At 45.5% G+C, this 21916-nt stretch carries 16 protein-coding genes, 1 tRNA gene and 1 riboswitch; of the genes, 11 read left to right on the top strand and 6 right to left on the bottom strand.

Translation table 11 applies throughout. The features are described 5' to 3' along the window. Positions 1-14: 14 nt before the first annotated feature. The 5 genes from pdxT (at position 15) to WH46_RS23130 (ending at position 4708) form a co-directional block, all read left to right on the top strand. Positions 15-599, top strand: coding sequence for a pyridoxal 5'-phosphate synthase glutaminase subunit PdxT (gene pdxT, locus WH46_RS23150; protein WP_017815691.1), 585 nt, complete (start codon positions 15-17; stop codon positions 597-599). A 277-nt stretch (positions 600-876) separates the two neighbouring features. Further along, the gene (serS, locus tag WH46_RS23145; RefSeq protein ID WP_046228514.1) at positions 877-2163 is read left to right on the top strand and encodes a serine--tRNA ligase; all 1287 of its coding nucleotides are present in this window, start codon (positions 877-879) and stop codon (positions 2161-2163) included. A 61-nt stretch (positions 2164-2224) separates the two neighbouring features. Beyond that, positions 2225-2313 (top strand) — tRNA-Ser (locus WH46_RS23140). A 195-nt stretch (positions 2314-2508) separates the two neighbouring features. Further along, complete coding sequence (locus WH46_RS23135) at positions 2509-3408, top strand: YitT family protein (RefSeq protein ID WP_017815689.1); 900 nt, start codon at positions 2509-2511, stop codon at positions 3406-3408. Positions 3409-3634: 226 nt separating this feature from the next. Further along, on the top strand, positions 3635-4708 hold the full coding sequence (locus WH46_RS23130; protein WP_017815688.1) for a hypothetical protein: 1074 nt from the start codon (positions 3635-3637) through the stop codon (positions 4706-4708). A gap of 204 nt (positions 4709-4912) precedes the next feature. Here the strand turns inward: WH46_RS23130 and WH46_RS23125 are convergent, their stop codons facing one another. The 4 genes from WH46_RS23125 to motA form a co-directional block, all read right to left on the bottom strand. Beyond that, positions 4913-5530 carry a GNAT family N-acetyltransferase gene (locus WH46_RS23125; RefSeq protein WP_046228513.1) on the bottom strand — a complete coding sequence of 206 codons (618 nt, stop codon included), beginning with the start codon at positions 5528-5530 and terminating at the stop codon, positions 4913-4915. Positions 5531-5544: 14 nt separating this feature from the next. Continuing rightward, positions 5545-6030 (bottom strand): tRNA adenosine(34) deaminase TadA, encoded by a 486-nt coding sequence (gene tadA, locus WH46_RS23120; protein WP_017815686.1) that lies wholly within the window; start codon positions 6028-6030, stop codon positions 5545-5547. A gap of 338 nt (positions 6031-6368) precedes the next feature. After that, on the bottom strand, positions 6369-7217 hold the full coding sequence (locus WH46_RS23115) for a flagellar motor protein MotB (protein WP_046228512.1): 849 nt from the start codon (positions 7215-7217) through the stop codon (positions 6369-6371). Beyond that, on the bottom strand, positions 7201-8007 hold the full coding sequence (gene motA / locus WH46_RS23110) for a flagellar motor stator protein MotA (protein ID WP_046228511.1): 807 nt from the start codon (positions 8005-8007) through the stop codon (positions 7201-7203). The genes WH46_RS23115 and motA overlap by 17 nt, the downstream gene beginning before the upstream one ends. 184 nt (positions 8008-8191) lie before the next feature. Here motA and WH46_RS23105 point away from each other — a divergent pair, with 184 nt between their 5' ends. Next, positions 8192-8485 (top strand): hypothetical protein, encoded by a 294-nt coding sequence (locus WH46_RS23105; protein ID WP_017815683.1) that lies wholly within the window; start codon positions 8192-8194, stop codon positions 8483-8485. A gap of 156 nt (positions 8486-8641) precedes the next feature. Here WH46_RS23105 and WH46_RS23100 read toward each other — a convergent pair whose 3' ends face one another. Next, positions 8642-9139 carry a GNAT family N-acetyltransferase gene (locus tag WH46_RS23100; RefSeq protein WP_046228510.1) on the bottom strand — a complete coding sequence of 166 codons (498 nt, stop codon included), beginning with the start codon at positions 9137-9139 and terminating at the stop codon, positions 8642-8644. 449 nt (positions 9140-9588) lie between these two features. Then, entirely contained in the window at positions 9589-10059 is a 471-nt protein-coding gene (locus tag WH46_RS23095; protein WP_026136421.1) for a C40 family peptidase, read from the bottom strand. An 11-nt stretch (positions 10060-10070) separates the two neighbouring features. Beyond that, a riboswitch (cyclic di-AMP (ydaO/yuaA leader) is annotated at positions 10071-10209 on the bottom strand. A 534-nt stretch (positions 10210-10743) separates the two neighbouring features. Between WH46_RS23095 and WH46_RS23090 the strand changes: the two genes are divergently transcribed. The 5 genes from WH46_RS23090 (at position 10744) to WH46_RS23070 (ending at position 21781) form a co-directional block, all read left to right on the top strand. Further along, the gene (locus WH46_RS23090) at positions 10744-11262 is read left to right on the top strand and encodes a YwhD family protein (protein ID WP_017815680.1); all 519 of its coding nucleotides are present in this window, start codon (positions 10744-10746) and stop codon (positions 11260-11262) included. A gap of 348 nt (positions 11263-11610) precedes the next feature. Further along, positions 11611-13041, top strand: coding sequence for an ATPase domain-containing protein (locus tag WH46_RS23085; protein WP_046228509.1), 1431 nt, complete (start codon positions 11611-11613; stop codon positions 13039-13041). A gap of 17 nt (positions 13042-13058) precedes the next feature. Beyond that, complete coding sequence (locus WH46_RS23080) at positions 13059-13310, top strand: hypothetical protein (protein ID WP_017815678.1); 252 nt, start codon at positions 13059-13061, stop codon at positions 13308-13310. After that, on the top strand, positions 13303-15516 hold the full coding sequence (locus WH46_RS24540; protein WP_269430661.1) for a response regulator transcription factor: 2214 nt from the start codon (positions 13303-13305) through the stop codon (positions 15514-15516). The genes WH46_RS23080 and WH46_RS24540 overlap by 8 nt, the downstream gene beginning before the upstream one ends. Before the next feature lie 277 nt (positions 15517-15793). After that, a complete protein-coding gene (locus WH46_RS23070; protein ID WP_046228507.1) occupies positions 15794-21781 on the top strand; it encodes an S-layer homology domain-containing protein in 5988 nt (1995 codons plus the stop codon). The last annotated feature ends 135 nt before the right edge of the window (positions 21782-21916 follow it).

Here is a 21916-nt window from a genome sequence, read left to right as displayed (position 1 = left end):
AAGAAGGATTGCATATGAAAATCGGTGTCTTGGCACTACAGGGTGCCGTTGCAGAGCATATCCGAAGTCTTCAGCTGGCAGGAGCGGAAGCTGTTACTGTCAAGCGTGTTGAGCAGCTGGAAGAGATCGACGGGATCGTTATTCCCGGTGGAGAGAGCACAACAATCGGCAAGCTGATGCGCCAATACGGCTTTATTGAAGCACTGCAGCAGTTTTCTGCTCAGGGTAAGCCTTTGTTCGGTACCTGTGCCGGGTTGATTGTACTGGCAGAACGAATCGCTGGTCACGATCAGGCACATTTGTCCCTCATGAATATGACCGTATCCCGTAATGCGTTTGGCAGACAGCGTGAGAGCTTCGAGACCGATCTGGATGTTAAAGGAATTGATGAGCCGATCCGTGCGGTATTTATCCGTGCACCGCTTATCCAGGACGTTGGCGAAGGAGTCGAAGTACTCTCTGTGTATCACGATGAGATTGTCACAGCAAGACAGGGACACCTGCTAGCCTGCTCTTTCCATCCCGAATTGACCGATGATTATCGTCTTCATCAGTACTTTGTGGATATGGTGGCACAGTCTCTGGCTACTGCCCAATAATTGGCTTATTAGCGGATTACAGGATCGATTATTGGACTTATAATGTATAGAGAAATGTATGTAAACAGGAATATACAGGATTGACCATACCTTAACTCTTGGCAGCTTCCGCCGGTAGAACTTGATTCTCTGCGGATGGCGGCAAGTTCTCGCTTGCCCGGTACAGTGTATTGCGCTTCCGGCAGATTACCGCCTATACAGGTGGCTGCGGAAGAGCTGCCCTGTCGGCGATAAAGAGAACCGGGAGTTAAGGTTATTTTATTAGGAGGGGTTATTTATGTTAGATGTTAAAATACTGCGTAATGACTATGATCGCGCAGTTACCGCGCTGCAAAATCGTGGTAAGTCGCTGGACCTGATCGCAGGTTTCCCGGAGCTGGATACCAAGCGTCGTGAACTGCTGCAGGAGACAGAACAGCTGAAAAACCGCCGGAATACTGTATCCGGAGAAGTCGCTCAGCGCAAAAAGAATAAAGAGGATGCCGAGGAACTGATTCTGGAGATGCGTCAGGTCTCTGATCGGATCAAAGCACTGGATGAGGAGATTCGTAATCTCGAGACAGAGATCGATGCAATGACTCTCTCTATTCCCAACCTGCCGCATAGCAGTGTACCTGTAGGTGCGTCGGAAGACGATAATGTAGAGATCCGACGTGATGGTGAACCCCGTCAATTTGATTTCACACCAAAAGCACATTGGGATGTAGCTCAGGATCTGGGTATTCTGGATTTTGAAGCCGGAGCCAAAGTAACAGGTTCCCGTTTTACTTTTTATAAAGGCATGGGTGCACGCCTGGAGCGCGCGCTGATCAACTTTATGATGGATCTGCACAGTGAAGAGCATGGGTATGAAGAGATTCTTCCTCCATACATTGTTAATCGCGATAGTCTCGTAGGTACAGGACAGCTGCCGAAGTTTGAGGAGGATCTGTTCAAACTGACGGATTCTGATTATTATCTGATCCCAACAGCTGAAGTACCGGTAACCAACTATCATCGTGAAGAGATTCTGTCCAAAGAAGATCTGCCCAAGCATTATGTTGCGTACAGCTCTTGTTTCCGTTCTGAAGCCGGTGCCGCCGGACGTGATACGCGCGGTCTGATTCGTCAGCATCAATTTAACAAGGTCGAGCTGATCAAGCTGGTTGAACCGGAGACTTCTTATGAAGAGTTGGAGAAAATGACAGCCAATGCCGAGCGTGTGCTTCAGTTGCTGGGTCTGCCTTATCGTGTACTGGCACTCTGTACGGCTGATATGGGCTTCAGTGCGGCCAAAACGTACGATCTGGAAGTATGGCTACCGGAAAGCAATATGTACCGTGAGATCTCTTCCTGCTCGAATGTAGAGGACTTCCAGGCGCGTCGTGCAAGTATCCGTTACCGCAAAGACAGCAAAGGCAAACCAGAATTTGTGCATACGTTGAATGGTTCGGGACTGGCTGTAGGACGTACCGTAGCAGCGATTCTGGAGAACTACCAGCAGGAAGACGGAAGTGTAATCGTACCTGAAGTACTGCGTCCTTATATGCGCGGTGTAGAAGTGATTGGTAATAAAACAAAATAAAAGTTGTCATGTACAAAGATGTATGTTATGATATTTGTGTTGTGCAATATTAGGATTTAATGGAGAGGTACCGAAGCGGTCATAACGGGGCGGTCTTGAAAACCGTTAGGGTGCAAGCCCACGTGGGTTCGAATCCCACCCTCTCCGCCATACATCTACAATAACCAAGTCGTTCCGAAGAGGAGCGGCTTTTTTTGTGTTTTGTGGCAGATAGCTTGATTTATATAGGATGATCATCCATTTTATGCCATAATATAAGGGTGAACGTTTTGCATTTTCGGACAGCTGGAAAAAAGTTGCCACCATATAGCATGAAAGTACGTACATAGAAAAAGGAGGAAAGCCATGGCTGTAAAACAACCTCCGGTATCCGAGTTCACACCGGTAGAACACGGAAGACGTTCACTCAAAAGTACGCTGATTCGCTCGCTGCTGATTATTCTGGGGGCTGCCACAGTAGCCGCTGCACTGGAGCTGTTCCTGGTACCTAACAACATTACAGACGGCGGAATTACAGGGATATCGATCATCATGTCCTATTTGACGGGATGGAAGCTGGGAGTATTTCTGTTTCTGCTCAATATTCCATTTCTGATTCTTGGTTACAAGCAAATTGGCAAGACGTTTGCATTGTCTACATTGCTGGGAATTACCGTCATGTCGACCGGCACGCTGCTGCTGCATCCGGTCGAAGCCTTTGTCAAAGAAACGGTACTGGCCTTTGTATTTGGAGGCATGTTTCTCGGATTGGGTACAGGGCTTGTATTGCGCTCCGGCGGCTCTCTGGACGGAACAGAGATTATTGCTATCTTGTTATCCCGGCGAACGGTTTTCTCTGTAGGAGAAATTGTAATGATCCTGAACGTATTTATTCTGTGCGGAGCAGGATTCGTATTTGGCTGGGACAGAGCGATGTATTCCATTATCGCCTACTATATCGCGACCAAGGTCATTGATATTACGATCGATGGTCTGGATCAATCCAAGTCGGTATGGATTATCAGCGAACGTACACATGATATAGGCGATGCGATTATTAGTCGGTTGGGTAGAACGGTTACTTATTTATCCGGAGAAGGCGGCTTTTCGGGAGAAGAGAAGAAGGTTATCTTCTGTGTCATTACCCGACTGGAAGAAGCCAAGCTTAAGGAAATCGTCAATCATTTTGACGGAAATGCGTTTATGGCAGTCGGTAATATTCATGATGTCAAAGGTGGACGTTTTAAGAAAAGGGATATTCACTAGAGATTCCTGCATCGTCTTTTGCATGAAACAAAATCTGGAATCGGTCGGTAAAAAGCCGAATTTCAGGTGAAATTTGATCATTTTGCAATTATTTGCAACCAATTTTAGGTTTGTCATTTAAAATACTGTCAAAATGGTTTATCATGGATGCGGAGTCCGTAAAACGTTTGCTTGCGAGACATGGAGCAATACTTCATTGATGGACACAAACGAAAGGGGTAACAACATGAACAAAAGATTGACTGGAAGCCTTTTGGCGATCCTGCTGGTATTCACACTGGCACTGGTAGGCTGTACGAAAAAAGAAGAACCGAAAACAGCCGTAAAAGCAGCTGTAACCAATGCTGCACAAATGACATCGTATGCAATGACAACCCAGTTTAAAATTACGAATCTGGCATTCACATCTGCTGACGGCGCAGCATCAACAGATCCAACCAATGCGCAGATTGCCAATACACTGAAAAATGCACAGATTTCCATGACTGGTGCATATCAGAGTAACCCAATGCAAACGGAAATGACAATGAACGTCAACCTGAGCGATGGCGCAATCAATATCAAAGTTCCAATGGTAATGACGCAGGACACACTGTATGTCAAAATCCCGCAAATCCCTATGCTGCCATTGCCAGAGACGATAGTCGGCAAATTCCTTAAGCTGGACATGAAAGAACTGGCTGAGATGGAAGGACAGGAGTACAAACCGCTGAGCGTACAAACCAGCCAAAAACTGTCCCAGGAGCTGTCCAGTGCAGTACTGGATAAATACGACCAAGCGAAATACTTCAAAGATGTAGATAAAAAAGATGCAGCTCTGCCTGAAGGCGTAGATGCCAAGCAAGTTGTTCAGTTCGCAGTAACCAACGAAAATGCCAAAGAAGCAGTAACGATCTTTGTAAAACAGGCACTGCCAGCTGTACTGGATGTACTGTCCAAAGAAGAATACCGTTCTGCACTGAACATTACACAATCCGATATCGATGAAGTGAAAAAGTCGCTTCAATCGGAAGATTCCCAGAACGAATTTACCAAATCCGTGAATGAGCTGGATAAATACATGACACTGAACCAGTTCCATGTAAATACAGCAATCAACGATGATAACTTCCCGGTATATCAACAAATGGTAATGGATGCTGTATTCGCTAATCCGGATACCAAAGAAAATGTTAAAGTAGCCCTGGAAGGAAGCAGCCAGTATTCCAAAATCAATGAAAAACAAGCATTTACTCTGGGTATCCCAACAGGTGCTGATGTAGTAACCATGGACCAGCTGCAAAAAGAAATGGGTTACTAAGATCCACAGAATAAATAGAGCAGTCTGTAGGAGAAAGATATGTATCTTCAATAGTCTCAAAAAAACCTCCCTGTTCATAGCGAAAAGGGAGGTTTTTTGCTTTGTCTTTTGAGGAAAAATGTATAATGTGCTTTAATCCCGGTTCTGCGGTATGCCTAATTCATGGATATAGCATACCGGCTAGATTCAAGCTAAATAGCAAGTTTAGTTAGACTTTGGATCGGAAAGCGACATAGGTGCTTCGTAGGAGATAGAGGAAGATTTTTCCCGCAGGTCACTTGCAAGAATAGCATAGATCTGATGATCTTCCCACTGGCCGTTAATTTTAACCAGTTGGCGGGCGATTCCTTCTGCCTGGAAGCCGCATTTCTCCACTACACGGCGTGAAGCGATATTGTGCGGAATAATACCAGCCTGGATACGATGCAGACCAAGGGAGCGAAAAGCATACTCCAGTACCAACTCGACAGCTGCAGTCATATATCCCTGGCCCTGCTGAAGATGACTCATCGAATATCCAATCTCGGCGAACTGACCTACACCACGAACGATATGACTCAGCGAAAGAGTACCGATCAGCTCCTGATTCTCGGTGATGAATATGCCAAACAGATAGGCGCGATCTTCAGCTGCCTCCTGACGACGTCGATAAATCAGATCCAGCTGACTGGCTAAGGTGAAAAAGTCCTTCGGGTACTGCGGTTCATACTGCTGGTTCGCCTCACGGCTTTGCAGGCGAAGCTCCAGTAGGGATTCGGCATCATCCGGCTGAAGTTGCCGGATATGGATTCCTTTACGGGTATTATACAGTTCAATCGACATGGCTAGAACCTCCTTTACTCTGGCTGCAGTGGCTTCGGCTTTTTGAGACGCAAGCGCAGTTCACGGAAAAAGCGGGTTAACAACCAGGCACATTCTTCCTGCAGAACACCGTCCAGCACCTGGGTACGGTGATTAAATCTCGGCTCCTGAAGCAGATTCATGAGGGTACCTGCACAACCGGCTTTGGGATCTATGGTACCGTAGACTACATTAGGGATACGGCTCTGCACAATAGCACCTGCGCACATCGGACAAGGCTCCAGCGTTACATACAATGTACAGTCCAATAGCCGCCAGGAACCAAGCGATTCACTTGCTTCCCGAATGGCCAGAATCTCGGCATGAGCTGTTGCATCATGGGTCGTTTCACGCAGATTATAACCGCGTCCGACAATCTCATTATTTTTGACAATAACCGCACCGATGGGAACTTCCCCGAGCTGTTCTGCCTTCTCTGCTTCCCGAATGGCTTCCCTCATCCAGTGCGTATGTTGTTCCATTAAAATTGAAAACACTTCCTTTTTGGTATAGCGATTTATCGTACTTGTACATCGAACAAATATTCGTTGTTAACAGCTTGTGGATAAAATTGTGGATAACTATATTTTGCTGTGGAAAACCTTGCTGTGTAAGCGTTCTGTGGATAAATATGCGCAAATAAATCGTCAAAAACGTCGAAATATCGCTATTTTTGCCCTTATATAATTGTAGGCAATCCCTTGTTTCTTTTCAATCGTAATAAGCAAAGAGTCAGTGAGAAAATCAAAAAAACAGGCAGATACAGAGTGCTCTGTATCTGCCTGTTTTCAAAAGCAGGTTATTGCATAGTTATGCCTGGTTACTTATTGCCAGTCAGAGATTGCAACGTAGGGTTAACATCATTGTCTACATATTTGCGGACAATAGCGACTTCAACACGACGATTCTTGGCACGTCCTACATTATTATCATTGCTCACAATCGGACGGTATTGACCATAGCCGATCGCACTGAATTTGCGTGGATCGAGGTTTTTGTTCAGCAGTAAAATCTGCATAAAATTAAGCGCCCGGTCCGAACTCAGATTCCAGTTGGAAGTATAACGGGAATTGGAGATCGGTACATTATCCGTATGACCGGAGACAATGACATCATAATTCGAAATCTCCTGCAAAATCGTAGAAAGCGACTTGGCAAGTTTGCGGGAATCGGTTTTGACGGTAGCCTGTCCGGAAGCGAACAGCGTATTATCACTAATCGTAATACTCAATTCCGACTGATTCAATTTAGTAGTCAATTGAGATTTCAGACCATTTTCCTTGATATACTTATCCAGTTTGCGCTTCAGGTTCTCCAGATCGTATTGTTCCTGCTTTTTAAGCTGTTCACGCAGTTTTTGCTTGGAAGAAGCGGAAGTATCCTGCGAGGGAGCCGCAGCAGCAGATGCTGTAGAATCCTGCGGATCTTTGTTTGGTACTTTACCGGCAGTCGGAGCCATCGCATTCTCATTCAGTACACCTGAACCACCGGAAAATGCAGCACTGAGGGCCTGAGCCATCTGTTCGAATTTGGCAGCATCCATGGAACTCATGGAAAACAGCGTAATGAAAAGGGCCAGTAGCAGAGTCATTAAGTCAGAATAGGGAAGCAGCCAGCTCTCGTCGGCATGTTCCTCATGGGGTTCATGTCGTTTACCCTTCTTGCTCACTGTTTCCACCTCCTCCGTCTGCGTCCATAGCAGCAACTTCCGTAGGAGTCAGGAATACGGACAGCTTCTGGCTAATGGCCATAGTTGATACGCCTGATTGAATAGACAGAAGTCCTTCGACCATCATCAGCTTCACTTCGACTTCTATTTTCGACAGGCGCTTCAATTTATTGGCCATTGGATGCCACAGTACATAACCACTGAAGATACCGAGAACGGTTGCGATAAACGCACCAGCGATCGCGTGTGACAGTTTACCCATATCACTCAAGTCAGCCAGTGCAGCAATCAGACCTACAACGGCACCGAGTACACCGAGTGTAGGAGCGTACATACCAGCCTGGGTGAAAACCAAAGCTCCCGAGCGGTGACGCTCTTCGGTTGCATTAATATCTTCCATTAGAACATCCTGAACAAACTCCTGATCATTACCATCAATAATCATCCGCATACCATTACGAAGGAATGTATTATCAATCTCTTCGACTTTGGATTCCAGCGCCAATAGTCCTTCACGACGGGTAATGGAAGCCCACTCCATGAACATTTTGACTAGTTCTGTTTTGCTCATAAGCGGTCTTTCTTTAAAAATAATACCAAAAAGCTTGGGAATACGTTTTACTTCTGACATCGGGAACGCCATAAAGATAGTTCCTGCAGTACCTACGAAAATAATAACGTAAGCTGCCGGGTTGTTAACGAGACTGACCAGTGGAGCACCTTTGAGCAGCATCCCGATAATCAGGGATACCAACCCGAGTGCCAGGCCAATAATTGTTGAAATTTGCATAATACACCTCGTCCATGAGTATAGTTTATTTCCTGCATCATTCTCTTCCATGGAATGATGGCGTTACTTAAAAAGCTGATACTTTTTTATCGACAGAATATGATACTTTGTTAAGAGTTTTTTGAGTTATAATGGAAAGAAGTTGGCAATTGTGACAATATGAGCAGTTGAAAGGAGGAAAGGTATGGGAGTCAAACATGGTCGCGAATACGAGGAAATTCTGACAGATCTGACTGCAGCACTGGATATGATACCGGACAGCTATATGTTTTTTCATATGGAATCCGAAGAGTGGAAAGCGCTTCAAGATAGTGAAAAGCGTGAAGTACAGGAAGCGCTGGCAGAAGATCTCTTCTATGCATTGGGTTCGGAGCCTGTTATTCATGTAGGCAGCGGGATTGTTATTCATGACCCGGATACGCACCGGATCAATATTCTGATTGGTGAAGAAGAGATGACTTTTGTATCACTGATCTAATACGGATCATTGATGTGTGTTTATATATACGCTGTTGGATCATACAGTCAAGGGTCACGGAATATCGGCAGCCCGCGCAAAAAAAGCACAGCTCGCAGCATATAGACTGCGAACTGTGCTTTTTACTATGAGCAAATTTCATTATCGAAGATAGGGTCAGGAAGTCTGCTTGTTATAAATCATGCAATAAAAAGGTTTCATGCCATCCGGTGTACGCCGTGTATATGTATCGGTAATATGAAAGCCTGCTTTTTGATAAGTACGAATGGCGCGTTGATTCCAGGTGAGTACTTCCAGATCAATCTCAGCTTCCGGATTTCGCTGAATAGCTGTCCTCACAACTGCAAGCGTAAATTCTGTACCATATCCATTACCGCATAGGTCAGGCCGCATGCCGATGCCCAGTCGAATGGTTTGTTGTAAAGGAAACAGCTGAGCAAATCCGGCTAATTCTTCTTTGGCATCCAATACAGCCAGATACTGCTGCTGCCGCAGTTCGGGATCTCCAAATTCGATCTCCAGCTCCTGCATCTGATCCCATGACATCCATCCGTAAATATCATAGGGTGGTTCATACACCCATTCGCATATTTCAGCAGCCTGCTGCTCATTGAGGGGAGCAGTATGAAAATAAGGTATAGAAAGGTCACTCATAACAGCATCTCCTCATCGTATATAAATGGTGTCTCGCTTGCTTAGACCGTATCCTTTGTATTTACTACAAATTATAAAAGTGGTCCGGTTGACATTCAAGCTTTTCGGCAGAGAATCATTAACATTGAAATATTATTCATAATCCAAAATAAACAGGAACCGGCAGATGGTCACTTTATTAGAGCAACCAACACATTTGTATAAGGAAATTAAATATTAATTTTTACTGGAAAAAGTGTTTACCATAATTACGATCAGGGTACTATATAGTAGACATAACTACCTGAACAGTCGGCTTATAAATTAAAGTAATTATTTACTCAAAATATGTAACCTATTCCCAGGTTGTTACGTCTTATAAGTAAGCATTAAAAAAACCGCAAAAGATTCTGGCGGGAATCTCTCACGGTTGGTAAATGAAATGTATATAAAGATAGAATAGCTGTTAATTACTCGGCTGCGTAGCTGCTGTAAGAGAAGTTACTCATTACACGCTTAGCGCCCACATAGCGGTTTTGGTAGTAGTCCATATCAAGATTATCAATTCGTACGCCTTTGGATGTAGAAGCGTGTGCGAATTGAGTGCTACTTACCATAACGCCCACATGAGAAACGCCTGCCCCTGTAGTGTTAAAGAATACCAGATCCCCAGCTTGCAGATCATTTTTGGATACAGCGTCGCCGACTTGGTATTGAGAAGTCGATTGACGAGGCAGATCGATGTTCATTTGACCGAATACATATTGAGTAAATCCGGAGCAGTCGAAACCGCTGAAGGATGTTCCACCAATACGATATGGTGTACCCATGGCTGGTTCGATGATCTGGTCCATTTTGGAATTTGCGCTTGCACTGCTAGTCCCCATAACAGTAAACGCAATTGCGAATCCCATTACTGCGGCGGTTAGTTTCTTTTTCATATTCAAAATCATTTGTCCCCTTCCAATGCCTGCGAGGTTAGCTTAAGGATTCGGTAGAAGGTTTCCCCTATGATCCCTCCGAAACAAGATCAATTCACCCAAAACGGTTCCCCCGCTTCCCGGTGCCACGGAATTTGGCTTCACACTTATTGATTGCACCGTAGTCCATATTCACTTCAACGACAAATTTCATCTTTTCTGACAAAAGTTACAAGCTTTATTCTTAAAGTTTACAAAGTTGTTACTAATAACTCGCTGGATTTATTTTAACAGAGGTTTTTTACTTTGGCAAACGTTTATTCATCCTTTTTTAAGGATAACTTGGTAAATGAATGCGTTAGCAAGCGAGAAAGCCCGTCACTATCAGCTTTGTAATTATTAAAAAATTTTAATCTTTGTCTGTCATTTGGTGACTGTTCGTACTTATTTGGGCTTATGCTTGCCTGTTCTTTAATCTTTTTCGGTTATAAATTTGTAAACTTTATACATTTGAGGCAATTAAATCTCTTTTTTGCTGAAAAAATGACAAGAATCGACTTTCGTTGGCTTTTAAACTAATATTCGTTACAATAATGATGATGTTATTATGTACAGTAATAAATGAAAACAGCCGGACAAACTCACTTTACCATTATAAACAGTTATGACTCATATATCCAATACAGAGAGGAAGTTAGTAGACTCATGGAACAAAACCAACCGGGTAAAAAAGCAGTATCCCTTAATATTATCAGTAGCAGTACCAAAAGCAGCAAACACAAAGGATTTGGCGCAGGTGCCATTAACCTGAATAATGTTTCTCCTATAATAGTAGATCGTGGCGAAGCGCGTATTGATATTGGCGCTATGCATGCGAAGAGCAAGGTCGAGCGCGGTATCAAGTTTACACCAAACCGTGAAGAGGTGGAAGGCGGCCGTCAGGTTTGGGTAGTCTGGGTAGCCGTAGACAAACTGGCAGAGGGTGCTAATTACGCGGGAGCGACTGCTTGTGAGATGTGGATTAATGAAGAAGAGAAAAAAGGCTGGAAAATTCTCGCCGAGCATGTGAACAAGCTGGACTATGCGATTAAGCGCCGCGTTATGCTGGAAGGCATGGATGAAGAAGCGAAAGCAGCTCTCCGTCAGCTGCTGGTCAGCCATAACGAAGAGTGGTGGAACAATTCTTCCGATGAATTGAAGAAGGCACTGGAACCTCAATCATAATAATGAAAAAATAGGTAAAAAAGTTTAATCTTTTTACTGCGATTGTGCGTAACAATAATATAAGGCAAAAGCTGGAAATCTTGGATGGTTTCCGGCTTTTTCTTTGAGCAGGGAAGCTATCGAAGAATATCGATGACGCTGGAACGGGGCAGAATAATTTATTGTGAATACCTCATTGATAATTGGAAAAAAAGGGTATAATTGATTAAACACCTTTCTATTTCTACAAAAATGGAAAATATCTTTCTCCAAACCATGATAGGTTGTTATAATTGCTGTACAGTCATCTTCGTAGGAAAAGCTACCCCTTGCTTGACTAAAATATTCTACAGATGGAGGGAGCAATATATGCAGAAAAAGAAGGCTGTTCGTACAGGTATACCAGGTCTGGATGATATTCTATATGGTGGAGTTCCGCCTGGAGCTGTAGTTATTCTGGAAGGTGAACCGGGAACCGGCAAAACAACATTCGGTATGCAATTTCTGGTAGAGGGCGCGATTAAGCATGATGAACCAGGAATTTATATTACATTCGAGGAACTTCCGGAGCAGATCTATGATGATATGACCAGCTTTGGCTGGGATCTGCGGGACCTGGAAAGGCAAAACAAGCTTCGTGTAGTCTGTATGGAGCCGGATATTTTGCTGGAACAAATGCTCCAGCCTCATGGCCTGTTCGAGCAGATTGTCCGGGAGATCGGCTGCAAGCGGGTAGTTATCGACAGCATCAGTCTTTTTAGAATGGTGGGAGATGAAGAACACGTACGGACGAATGTGTATTCCATCCGTAACATTATGCGCAAGCATTCGCTTACGTCCTTTTTTATCCGGGAATATTCCGAGTTTGAAGGTATGAGCATGCCTTTTGAGAATTATATCTGTGATGGTATTGTACGCCTGTCCCTGAAACCGCTGATGGATAAATACCGGAAGCGGACGATTGAAGTGCTGAAAATGCGTGGTACTCGTATTCTGGAAGGTGAACATACCTACAAATTTATCCATAATGGTGTATACATTGTGCCTTCCCTATCCATGGCGGAAGACAAGATGCTAATTCGGGAAGCCGAAGTGCTGTCCACCGGTATCGATTCGCTGGATGATCTGTTGGCAGGTGGTATTCCACGGGGCAGCGTATTTATGATTGATACGAACAGCAAAGCCAATTACCGGTATCTGCTGTCTTCGATTTATTCCCAGCGTATCAAAGATGATGATTGTACGGTAACGATGATGTCCGGTAATACATCGCTGGATACCTTTGCAGATACGATCGAGCTGTTTGGTGTATCACTGCGAGAAGCAGCACGCAAAGGAAAAGCTTTCTTTATTGAACATTATCGCAGAGCAGTGGAATCGGATCTGGAGAAAGCCATTGTGCGTGTGGATAAAGTAACCAATGAAGAATATGCACAGGTTCTTAACGAACGGCTGAATCCAATTTTTGAATGTGAAGATTTGTGTGACAAGCGCTGGTTTGTATATTATGATCTGAATACGATTATTTCCGAGCGAGGAAAAGATTTCCTGCTTCGTTATTTTGCGGAAGAGATGTCGATGTGGCGCTCACTGGGTATTACCATTGTAGTACACTGCAACTTTGCCGAGATTGGTACGGAAACGGCTTCGTTCCTTGAGCGCACATGCAATGGTGTGATTCGCACCTGGGTAGATGGTAATTACCAATATCTGCAGGTAACCAAATCTCCGAGTGGACGTGTATCTGCTCCACACATTATCGCAAATGTAGCCGAGAAACCTTTCGTACAACTGATATAAGGAGGGATTGGGACCTTATGGTGGCAGAAAGTGATGTGATTACATTACAGATGGAATGCACGTTGTTTTTTGAAAATAACCCGTATGCGATCGAGACTAGCAGCGGCTTATCCAAGCGGCTTGGCCGCAGCCAGCAGGTAACGGAACAAGCACTGAACCGTCTGGCGGAGATGTCTATTCTGGAAAAGAATGGACAGGGGATGCGTGCGATCTATCGGTATAAAGCTCCTTATATACAGACAGAAGTGGATCTGAATGCTTATGATTGATACTCACATGATGAATGACACCAGAGAGATCTGCCAGGAACTTCAGGATACGTATGCCCAGCTGACTAATCTGCTGGTCTTTGTGACCAACCATGAGGGTCAGCTGATAACGGCTCCTTCCAATATTGACGATGCCTCCGTATTTGACAAATATGGCAGTGAACTGCAAAACATGTTCAAGACGGAGATCGATAAGCTGCAAGGCATCCGTCATACTATTTTGTCCGATCAATGGGTACCGGGTGTGAAATGGCTCATTGCGCCTGTATCAGTTGATCAGTCCGATACAGGCATGTATGTATGGGGCGGTATACTCATTCAGCAGGGGACGCTGCAGTCGATTATTACGCACCCCAATTATTTGCAACCGGAAAGTGGTGCACCTGCTGACTTTATTGAGTTAATGCGTAGCTGGATTCAGAATACCGGCGAAATTTCTCCGGATCAGGAGATTTTTAAGCGTGAGAAGATTACCAAATTCGCCAAGGCGCTATCGCTTATTTTGAAATCCAGCTTTAAGGAAAATCGCTTGACTCAGCGTCTGAATGCACTCAATGAGACGCTGATTACCGAACAGGGAGTCGGGAATCCAATCGAAGAGATTACCAGAGCAGTACTGGCAAGCAGCGATCTGGCCGATGTGTTCGGATTTGCGCTTAAGACCGCTCCGGGCAAATATACGATTATGAATAGTATGGGGATGAATTCGGGTACATTGGGCGGGTCAATATTTCATGAAGGTGAAGGCTTCCTCGGACAGGCGGTACTCAGTGCGCAGCCGAGCCGCTGGAGAGATATATCACGGGACCCCAGGAACCACTTTTTCCAGCAAAAAGGGTTGGATTCGGTGTATGAAGTACAATGTTTCCCGATTCGTTATGAGAATGAAGTATACGGACTGTTATTTGGCCTAAGCTTCAAAGAACGTTCTACACCAAGTATCAATCCGCAGTTTGAGGAAACGATGATCTCCCTGATGGGCTGGTATATCGGCAACCATATTACGTACGAGAAAATGGAAAAGCAGCTGCAGCGCTTTAAGCCGCTGATTGAGCTGTCACGCATGATTATATCGGTGCAGGATATCCAGCGTGTCATGTTCATGCTGGTGGACATGAGCCTGAACCTGGTGTGGAATCCGTCCGCATCCATTGTAGTACACCGTTCTTCAGAAGATGGAAAAATACAGATGGTCGCGCGCGGAATGCAGAGTCCCAAAGGCGAAACGTATGCCAAGGACATAGCTCGTCGCTACCTCGATAATAGCGATAAACCTGGTGCGAGTTCCTTCATTAATTCGAGTACGCCGTTCTCGCTGATGCTGGAGTATCCAATCGTCTACGCTGATCGGACAAGAGCAGTTCTGTGCGTTGCGGTCAGCAATGAGCAGGAAGGTGAAGAATGCCGCGAGATTCTGTCGGCGCTGGCGATGATGGGCAGTGTTGTGATGAAATCTGTACATGATCGACAGCAGTATTTGTCGAACAGCAACCGATTTGCTCATATTTTGCATGAAGCTATTCGGGAATGGAATGTCGCTCATTATCAGCTGACAGCCGATGCCCAGAAAATTGTACAGGAATTTGCTATGTGGGGCGGCATTATCAAGGAAGAAGCGGAAGTTATTGGCCGTGCCTGCCTGATGTCTTGCACCGACCCTTCAATGCTGCGCAGCTTCCCGCATTTATTCCAGCAGGAAGCAGAAATGATCGAAGACTACAAGCATATTCAGGACGACCAGAGTATACTTGGCACCGGTTCCTATTCCAAAGGTGGACAAATTATGGCACTGGCTTTTGCTATTGCAACAGCAGGGGATCATGATATGCGTGTGGTAAATGATCTGCAGATTAATGGTGTAGATCAGGGACTGGTCAGTCAATTCCGTCTGTTTGTACTGAGTAGACACACGCTTCAGACCGAAATCAATCTGGTGGAAGAGAAAGCACCGGCAACCAAAACTCTTACCGCCGAAGGAGCAGAAGGCCGCGGACTGGATGCGATTGTGAAGCAGTTTGGGCTGTCTCCGCGGGAGAAGGAAGTTCTGGAGCTGGTTGTCAAAGCGTCCAGTAACAAAGAGATTGCAGCCACCCTGTTTATTAGTGAGCATACAGTAAAGAACCATTTGACCAATATATTCAATAAAATGGGTGTAACCGATCGTGCGCAGGCGATTGCTGCAGTATTTAATAAAAGTATAGGGTAGATAACTCAACACTCTATCTTATTAATCTATAGTTGTACGGACAAGTACAAATGTATAAACGAAAGACCATCTTGCAAATAAGGTGGTCTTTTTTTGTGCTCTATTTTTGTCGTAAATAATCTAATAAAGTAGAATCATACATAATTACCTTATATTAGGAGGAAAGACCTATAATCCGTACTGAAAATAAAGGCGAAAGTAACGTTATACGTCATGTAGATATACTTTCATTTTATTCGCATGGCACCTAAGACATCATGCAAAAGGGGAGAAAGAGATGAGGAAAAAAGGGTATACGCTGTTTACTATGTTATTGGTGGTGGCTCTGGTATTCTCCAGCTGGCCAGGTCATGTCCAGGCAGCAGATGGAACACTAGGTATATCTTCAACGAATGGACAGAATGTGACAGGGCAGAAAACTAATTTAGCAATTACGTATGCGCCCGGTATTCAATTGAATCTGGCAGGAAGTACTGTATTTACGCTGCCTGCAGGACTGACAGCTACTGTAGCAGATAAGTTTAACGGAACGAGTCTTCCGGCGAACGCAATCAGTAGTGACGGAAGAACAATAACATTAAACGCATCCTTAGTGGGACTCAACTTGTTAGCTTCCAATACGCTAGTTTTAAATAACAAGACACTGCCTGCAGCAGGCAATTACTCTTTTGGAGCTTCTGTTAAAAATCTGCTGAATGTTACGATCGGGGAAGCGACCCAACAGGGAACCTTCACTGTGATCGGTGCAGTACCTCCACCGACCGCAGCACAGATCAGTGTAAATAATGCAATCAGTGGCAATTCGACTATTAATATTACCGGTCAGAATCCGGGAGATACCATTACCATTTATAATGATAAAAATGAAGTTCTTGGTACGGGTACAGTCAATGCTTCTGGACAGGCAACTGTCTCGGCAGCACTTGTACCAGCAGGCGGCACCATTCAGGTAAGCGCGCTGCGAGGTACAGCTGAGAGTGCCAAGACCTCCTTTATCTATACGGCGGCTGTACTGAGCCCTATTCCAGCAGCCAATATCAGTGTAAGCAATTCATATGGTAATCAGGACACAGTAGCTGTAACTGGGCTGACTGCAGGCGATCTGGTAACTATCTACTCCAATGGTAGCGTGATTGGTACAGGCACAGCAGACAGTAATGGTTCGGTTACGGTAGCCGTAACACTGACACCGGAAGGTGGCAACCTTAATGTGACCCGTAAGCGCAGCGGTGTAGAAAGCGCAGCAACTCCAGTCAGTTATCCGGCTCAAATTATTCCGCCGGTAGCTTCTGGTAATGTAACGGTTACCAATTCGTATGGCGGAACTTCCCAGGTGACTGTAAAAAACCTGTCGATTGGAGATATCGTCACTGTATCTGCCAATGGTACTGTTCTAGCAACTGCACCGGCAGTTACCAATACATTGACACTGCCTGTTCTGCTGGAACCAGTTGGTGGCAGTCTTAATATCAGTGTAAAGCAGGGAATTCTGCAAAGCGCGACAACGACGGTTAACTATCCATCTATTGTAGTGCCAGCGATTCTCTCCAGTAATATCCAAGTGAAAAATCTGTCCGGAAATGCAGATGTCGTTGCTGCTGTCAATCTGACAGCAGGAGATACAGTGACTGTATATGACGGCACAGGTGTACTGGGCACAGGTACAGTAGATGCACAAGGGAAAGTATCTATTCCTGTACAACTGCTTCCTGTAGGCGGTTCAGTCAACGTAAGTGTGAATCATGCAGGCGTGGAGAGCTTGGCAACACCAGTTGTATATGTAGCAGAGATCGTTCCTGCTATTTTGAGCAATCAGATTTCCCTGTCTCCTATTTTGAATGGAACAACGAATGTAAGCATTAATGGTTTGAATAATGGCGATGTAGTCAAAGTATATGGCAATGGTACAGTACTTGGCACAGCCACTGCGAATGCTTCCGGAACAGTTAGTATTCCGGTTAGTGTAAATGCACAGGGCGGAAGTCTAAGTGTGGAGCTGCTGCGTAATGGCCTGGCGAGTGCAGCTACTTCTATCACGTATGGAGCAGTTGTAGTACCACCTGTGTCAACCGGCAATATTACAGTAAGCAATACTTCCGGCAATAACGATACAGTTACAGTTACCGGTCAGACACAAGGGAACCTGATCACAGTATATGGTAACGGCAAAGTACTGGGTACAGCGACTGTAGGCAGTAATGGTCAAGCTGTAATCAACGCAGCACTGGTACCTGTAGGTGGTGTAATCGGTATCAGTGTAACTTCGCAGGGTGTAGAGAGTATCGTAACACCAGTCTTGTATCCGGCAGAAATGGTACCGGCACTGGCAGTAGCGAGTATAAATATCGATAACAACACAGGCAGTCAGGATATTGTCAAAATCAGCAGTCTTAAACAGGGTGATGTAGTCAAAGTATATGGCAGCGCAGATTTGCTCGGCAGTGCCGAATTGCAAGCAGATGGGACACTGGAAGTACCCGTAACTTTACTTCCTATCGGTGGTAGCCTTAGCGTAGCTCTGGTACGCAATGGCGTAGAAAGTGTTCCAACACTGGTCAGCTACAGCACGGAGGTAGTCAATCCTCTTCTGCCAGCTGCAATCAAAGTAGAGAATCTGATCAATGCCACATCCAAAGTAACGGTAAATGGTCTGCAAAATGGCGATATCATTCACGTATATGCTCATGGTGAACTGCTGGGTACAGGTACTGCAGACAGTAATGGAGTTGCTGCAGTGAATACAGATCTGGCTCCTAATGGCGGCGTAGTAGGCGTCAGTCTGGTTCGCAATACAGTAGAGAGCCCGACTGCACAAATCAATTACGGTTCCATTGTTGTACCCGCAGTTGATGCAAGTCAGGTTCAACCCCAGAATAATTATGGCAATCAGGATACAGTCACTGTAACAGATCTCAAAGAAGATCAGGCCATTACGGTTTATCAGGATAATGAAGTACTGGGTACGGGTAAAGCTGATGCCAGTGGCAAGGTGGTCATTGGATTGACCCTGATCCCGGCAGGCGGAGCTGTACAGGTGAGTACAACTTATCTGGGAATCGAAAGTAATCCGGTATCTGTAGCGTATGGAGCCGAAATCGTACCTCCGATTCCAGCATCAGACATTACGATTTTGAATAATGAAGGAAATATGGATAACGTCAATATCCGGAACCTGGTAGCAGGTGACCTGGTTACCATTTATCAAAGCAATAATGTGATCAGCACCAAAAAAGCAGATACCAACGGCGATATTACCGCTGGGCTGACACTGCAGCCGTATGGCGGTACACTTTCTTTTACAAGAGAGCATAGTGGTCTGGCCAGCGTCTCTACAGATGTAATATATGCAGCTGAGCCGGGTCCAGTATTGTCTGCATCCAGTATCAGTATTAACAATTTGACAGGTAACGAGGATACCATCCAGGTGACGGGATTGCAGCAAGGCGATATGATTCGGGTCTATGATGCGAATGGAACGCTGCTGGGCAGTGATATTTCTGGCTCATTTAGCTGGGTAATGCTGCAGGTTCAACTGCTGTCGGGAGGCGGAGAGGTATCGGTACAACTGACACGCAATCAGATGGATAGCAATATAGTTAAAGTAACGTATGTGGCTGAAGAAGTTCCACCAGCCAACGCACCAGTAGCCGATATCGTTGTAGATTCCCAACAGAGAGATCAGGCAGTTATTACCGTAACAGGTATGAATGCAGGTGATATTGCCAAGGTCTATGATGACGACGATCAATTGCTTGGTTCTGCTCCGGCAGATGGAAGCGGTAAAGCAGCAGTAAGCTTCAAATTCTTGAAAGCGCAGGGACGACTCTTTGCCAAAGTGGCTTCTGGAGGAGTAGAAACAACAGTGCGCAGCTTCGATTATCAGGGAATCGTATTCCCAACAACAGATCCAACAGCAGAACTGACCACTATAGACGGTAACCAAGGAACGGTTACAGCTACCAACATCGTTGCCGGCGATATTGTAAAAGTTTACGATATCGACAGTAATCTGCTTGGTACACAAACAGCCGATGGAAACGGTCAAGCAGTAGTGAATTTCATATTCCCAACTACAGACGGCGAATTGACAGTTACCGTAACTGGCAGTGAGCCAGAGACAGAAATTGCCACCCTGCCATATAGCGGAATAGTTCTCCCGGTAGCCCCAACACCGACAGCTACTTTGTCTGATATTGATGGTAACCAAGGAACCGTTACAGCTACAAATATTACTTCTGGCGATACTGTAAAAGTTTACGATGCCGATGGTAATCTGCTGGGCACACAAGTAGCTGGCAGCAGCGGTGAAGTGGAAGTCAACTTTACTTTCCCAACAGCAAGCGGCGAATTGACCGTTACGGTTACCAGCAACGGAACCGAAAAAGAAATCACCACCCTGCCATACAGCGGAGTAGATCTGCCAGCAACACCAGCTCCAGCAGCAGATTTGAGTGATGTAGCTGGTGATCAAGGAACAGTTACAGTGACCAATGTTGCCTCTGGCGACACGGTGAAAGTTTATGATACTGAAGGCAACCTGCTCGGTACAGAAGTAGCAGATGGAGATGGTCAAGCAGTAGTCAACTTTACTTTCCCAACAACAGAAGGTGAACTGACTGTCACAGTAACCAGCAATGGAACTGAAACTGAAATTGCAACACTTCCTTACGATGGAGTAGAAATTCCGGGAGGCACTGATCCAGGAACCGGAGGAGGAACAACTGACCCAGGAACTGGAGGAGGAACAACCGACCCAGGAACTGGAGGAGGAACAACCGATCCAGGAACTGGAGGAGGAACAACTGACCCAGGAACTGGAGGAGGAACAACGGATCCAGGAACCGGAGGAGGAACAACGGATCCAGGAACCGGAGGAGGAACAACCGACCCAGGAACTGGAGGAGGAACAACCGATCCAGGAACTGGAGGAGGAACAACCGATCCAGGAACCGGAGGAGGAACAACTGACCCAGGAACTGGAGGAGGAACAACTGACCCAGGAACTGGAGGAGGAACAACTGACCCAGGAACTGGAGGAGGAACAACGGATCCAGGAACTGGAGGGGGAACAACTGACCCAGGAACTGGAGGAGGAACAACGGATCCAGGAACTGGAGGGGGAACAACCGATCCAGGAACCGGAGGAGGAACAACTGACCCAGGAACTGGAGGAGGAACAACTGACCCAGGAACTGGAGGAGGAACAACCGATCCAGGAACCGGAGGAGAAACAACCGACCCAGGAACCGGAGGAGGAACAACTGACCCAGGAACTGGTTCCGGTAATGACGATGGCGGAACCACTGGTAGTATTCCGAGTGAAACAGGAGGAACCATACCTGGTGAAAACGGAGGAACTGTACCAAGTGAAACAGGAGGAACTGTACCAAGTACACCAGCAGCAACTAATCCTGTCACTGCAGCCACACCAACAGGTGGAACACCAGCTGCTACAACACCAACATCAACACCAGCTCCGGCCGATAACGGTGTAACTAGCGCAGCAGGTATTGGAGCAGTAACACCAGCAGCCGAAGTAGGAGCTGGCGGTGGTGGTGGCGGATCAGCAGCTGCAGCACCAGCAGATACCAATACGGTAACCGCAGCTAGTGGAGAAGGAACAGCAGCTGAGTTGAACGATACTGCAGATAGTTCTGTTATTACGCTGAAGTCTGCTGCCAAAACCCGCTTCGTAGATGTGAATAATTCATGGGCTAAGGCAAACATCGATCGTTTGCAGGATCTGGGTATCCTGAACGGTGTAGGCAATAACAAATACGATCCGAATGCACTGATTACACGTGCGCAATTTACGCAAATGATCGATAATTTGCTGCAGCTGAACAGCGCATCTTCAGGTACATCCAGCTACAAGGATGTACAAGCCAATGACTGGCATCATGATGCGATCTCGGCTGTAAGTGCAACAGGTATTACAGATGGTTATACAGACGGTACGTATCAACCCGATAAGCAAATTACACGTGAAGAAATGTCGCATATCATTAGTAACACTTTGAATTATCTTGATCCTGCTGGCTCATTCGCTGCAGATTCCGAACAGACCTTGGGTGCTTTCAGCGATAAAGAGCAGGTCTCTGATTGGGCTAGAGATACTTTGGCTACAGGAGTCAAAGAAAATATTCTGGTCGGAAGACCAAGTGGTAAAATTGCTCCGGCCGATAATGCTACACGGGCTGAAGCAGCAACCGTGATTGCTCGTCTGATGGATCGTATGTCATCCAAGTTCAATATTACCGAGTAATTTTGATATCAATACTATAGCTTGTGCAAGAGTGGTGGATACCTGAGGGTGTTCACCATTCTTTTCATTCCATAGCTTCCTATATTTATAGCCCAGAACAATCTACTATCACAAAAAAGCATGATAATGCCGTTT

The sequence above is a fragment of the Paenibacillus dauci genome, assembly GCF_000971985.1.
GTDB classification, from domain to species: Bacteria; Bacillota; Bacilli; order Paenibacillales; family Paenibacillaceae; genus Saccharibacillus; species Saccharibacillus dauci.
The sequence above is the reverse complement of the archived record's forward strand: the minus strand, read 5'-3'. Positions and strand labels throughout refer to the sequence as shown.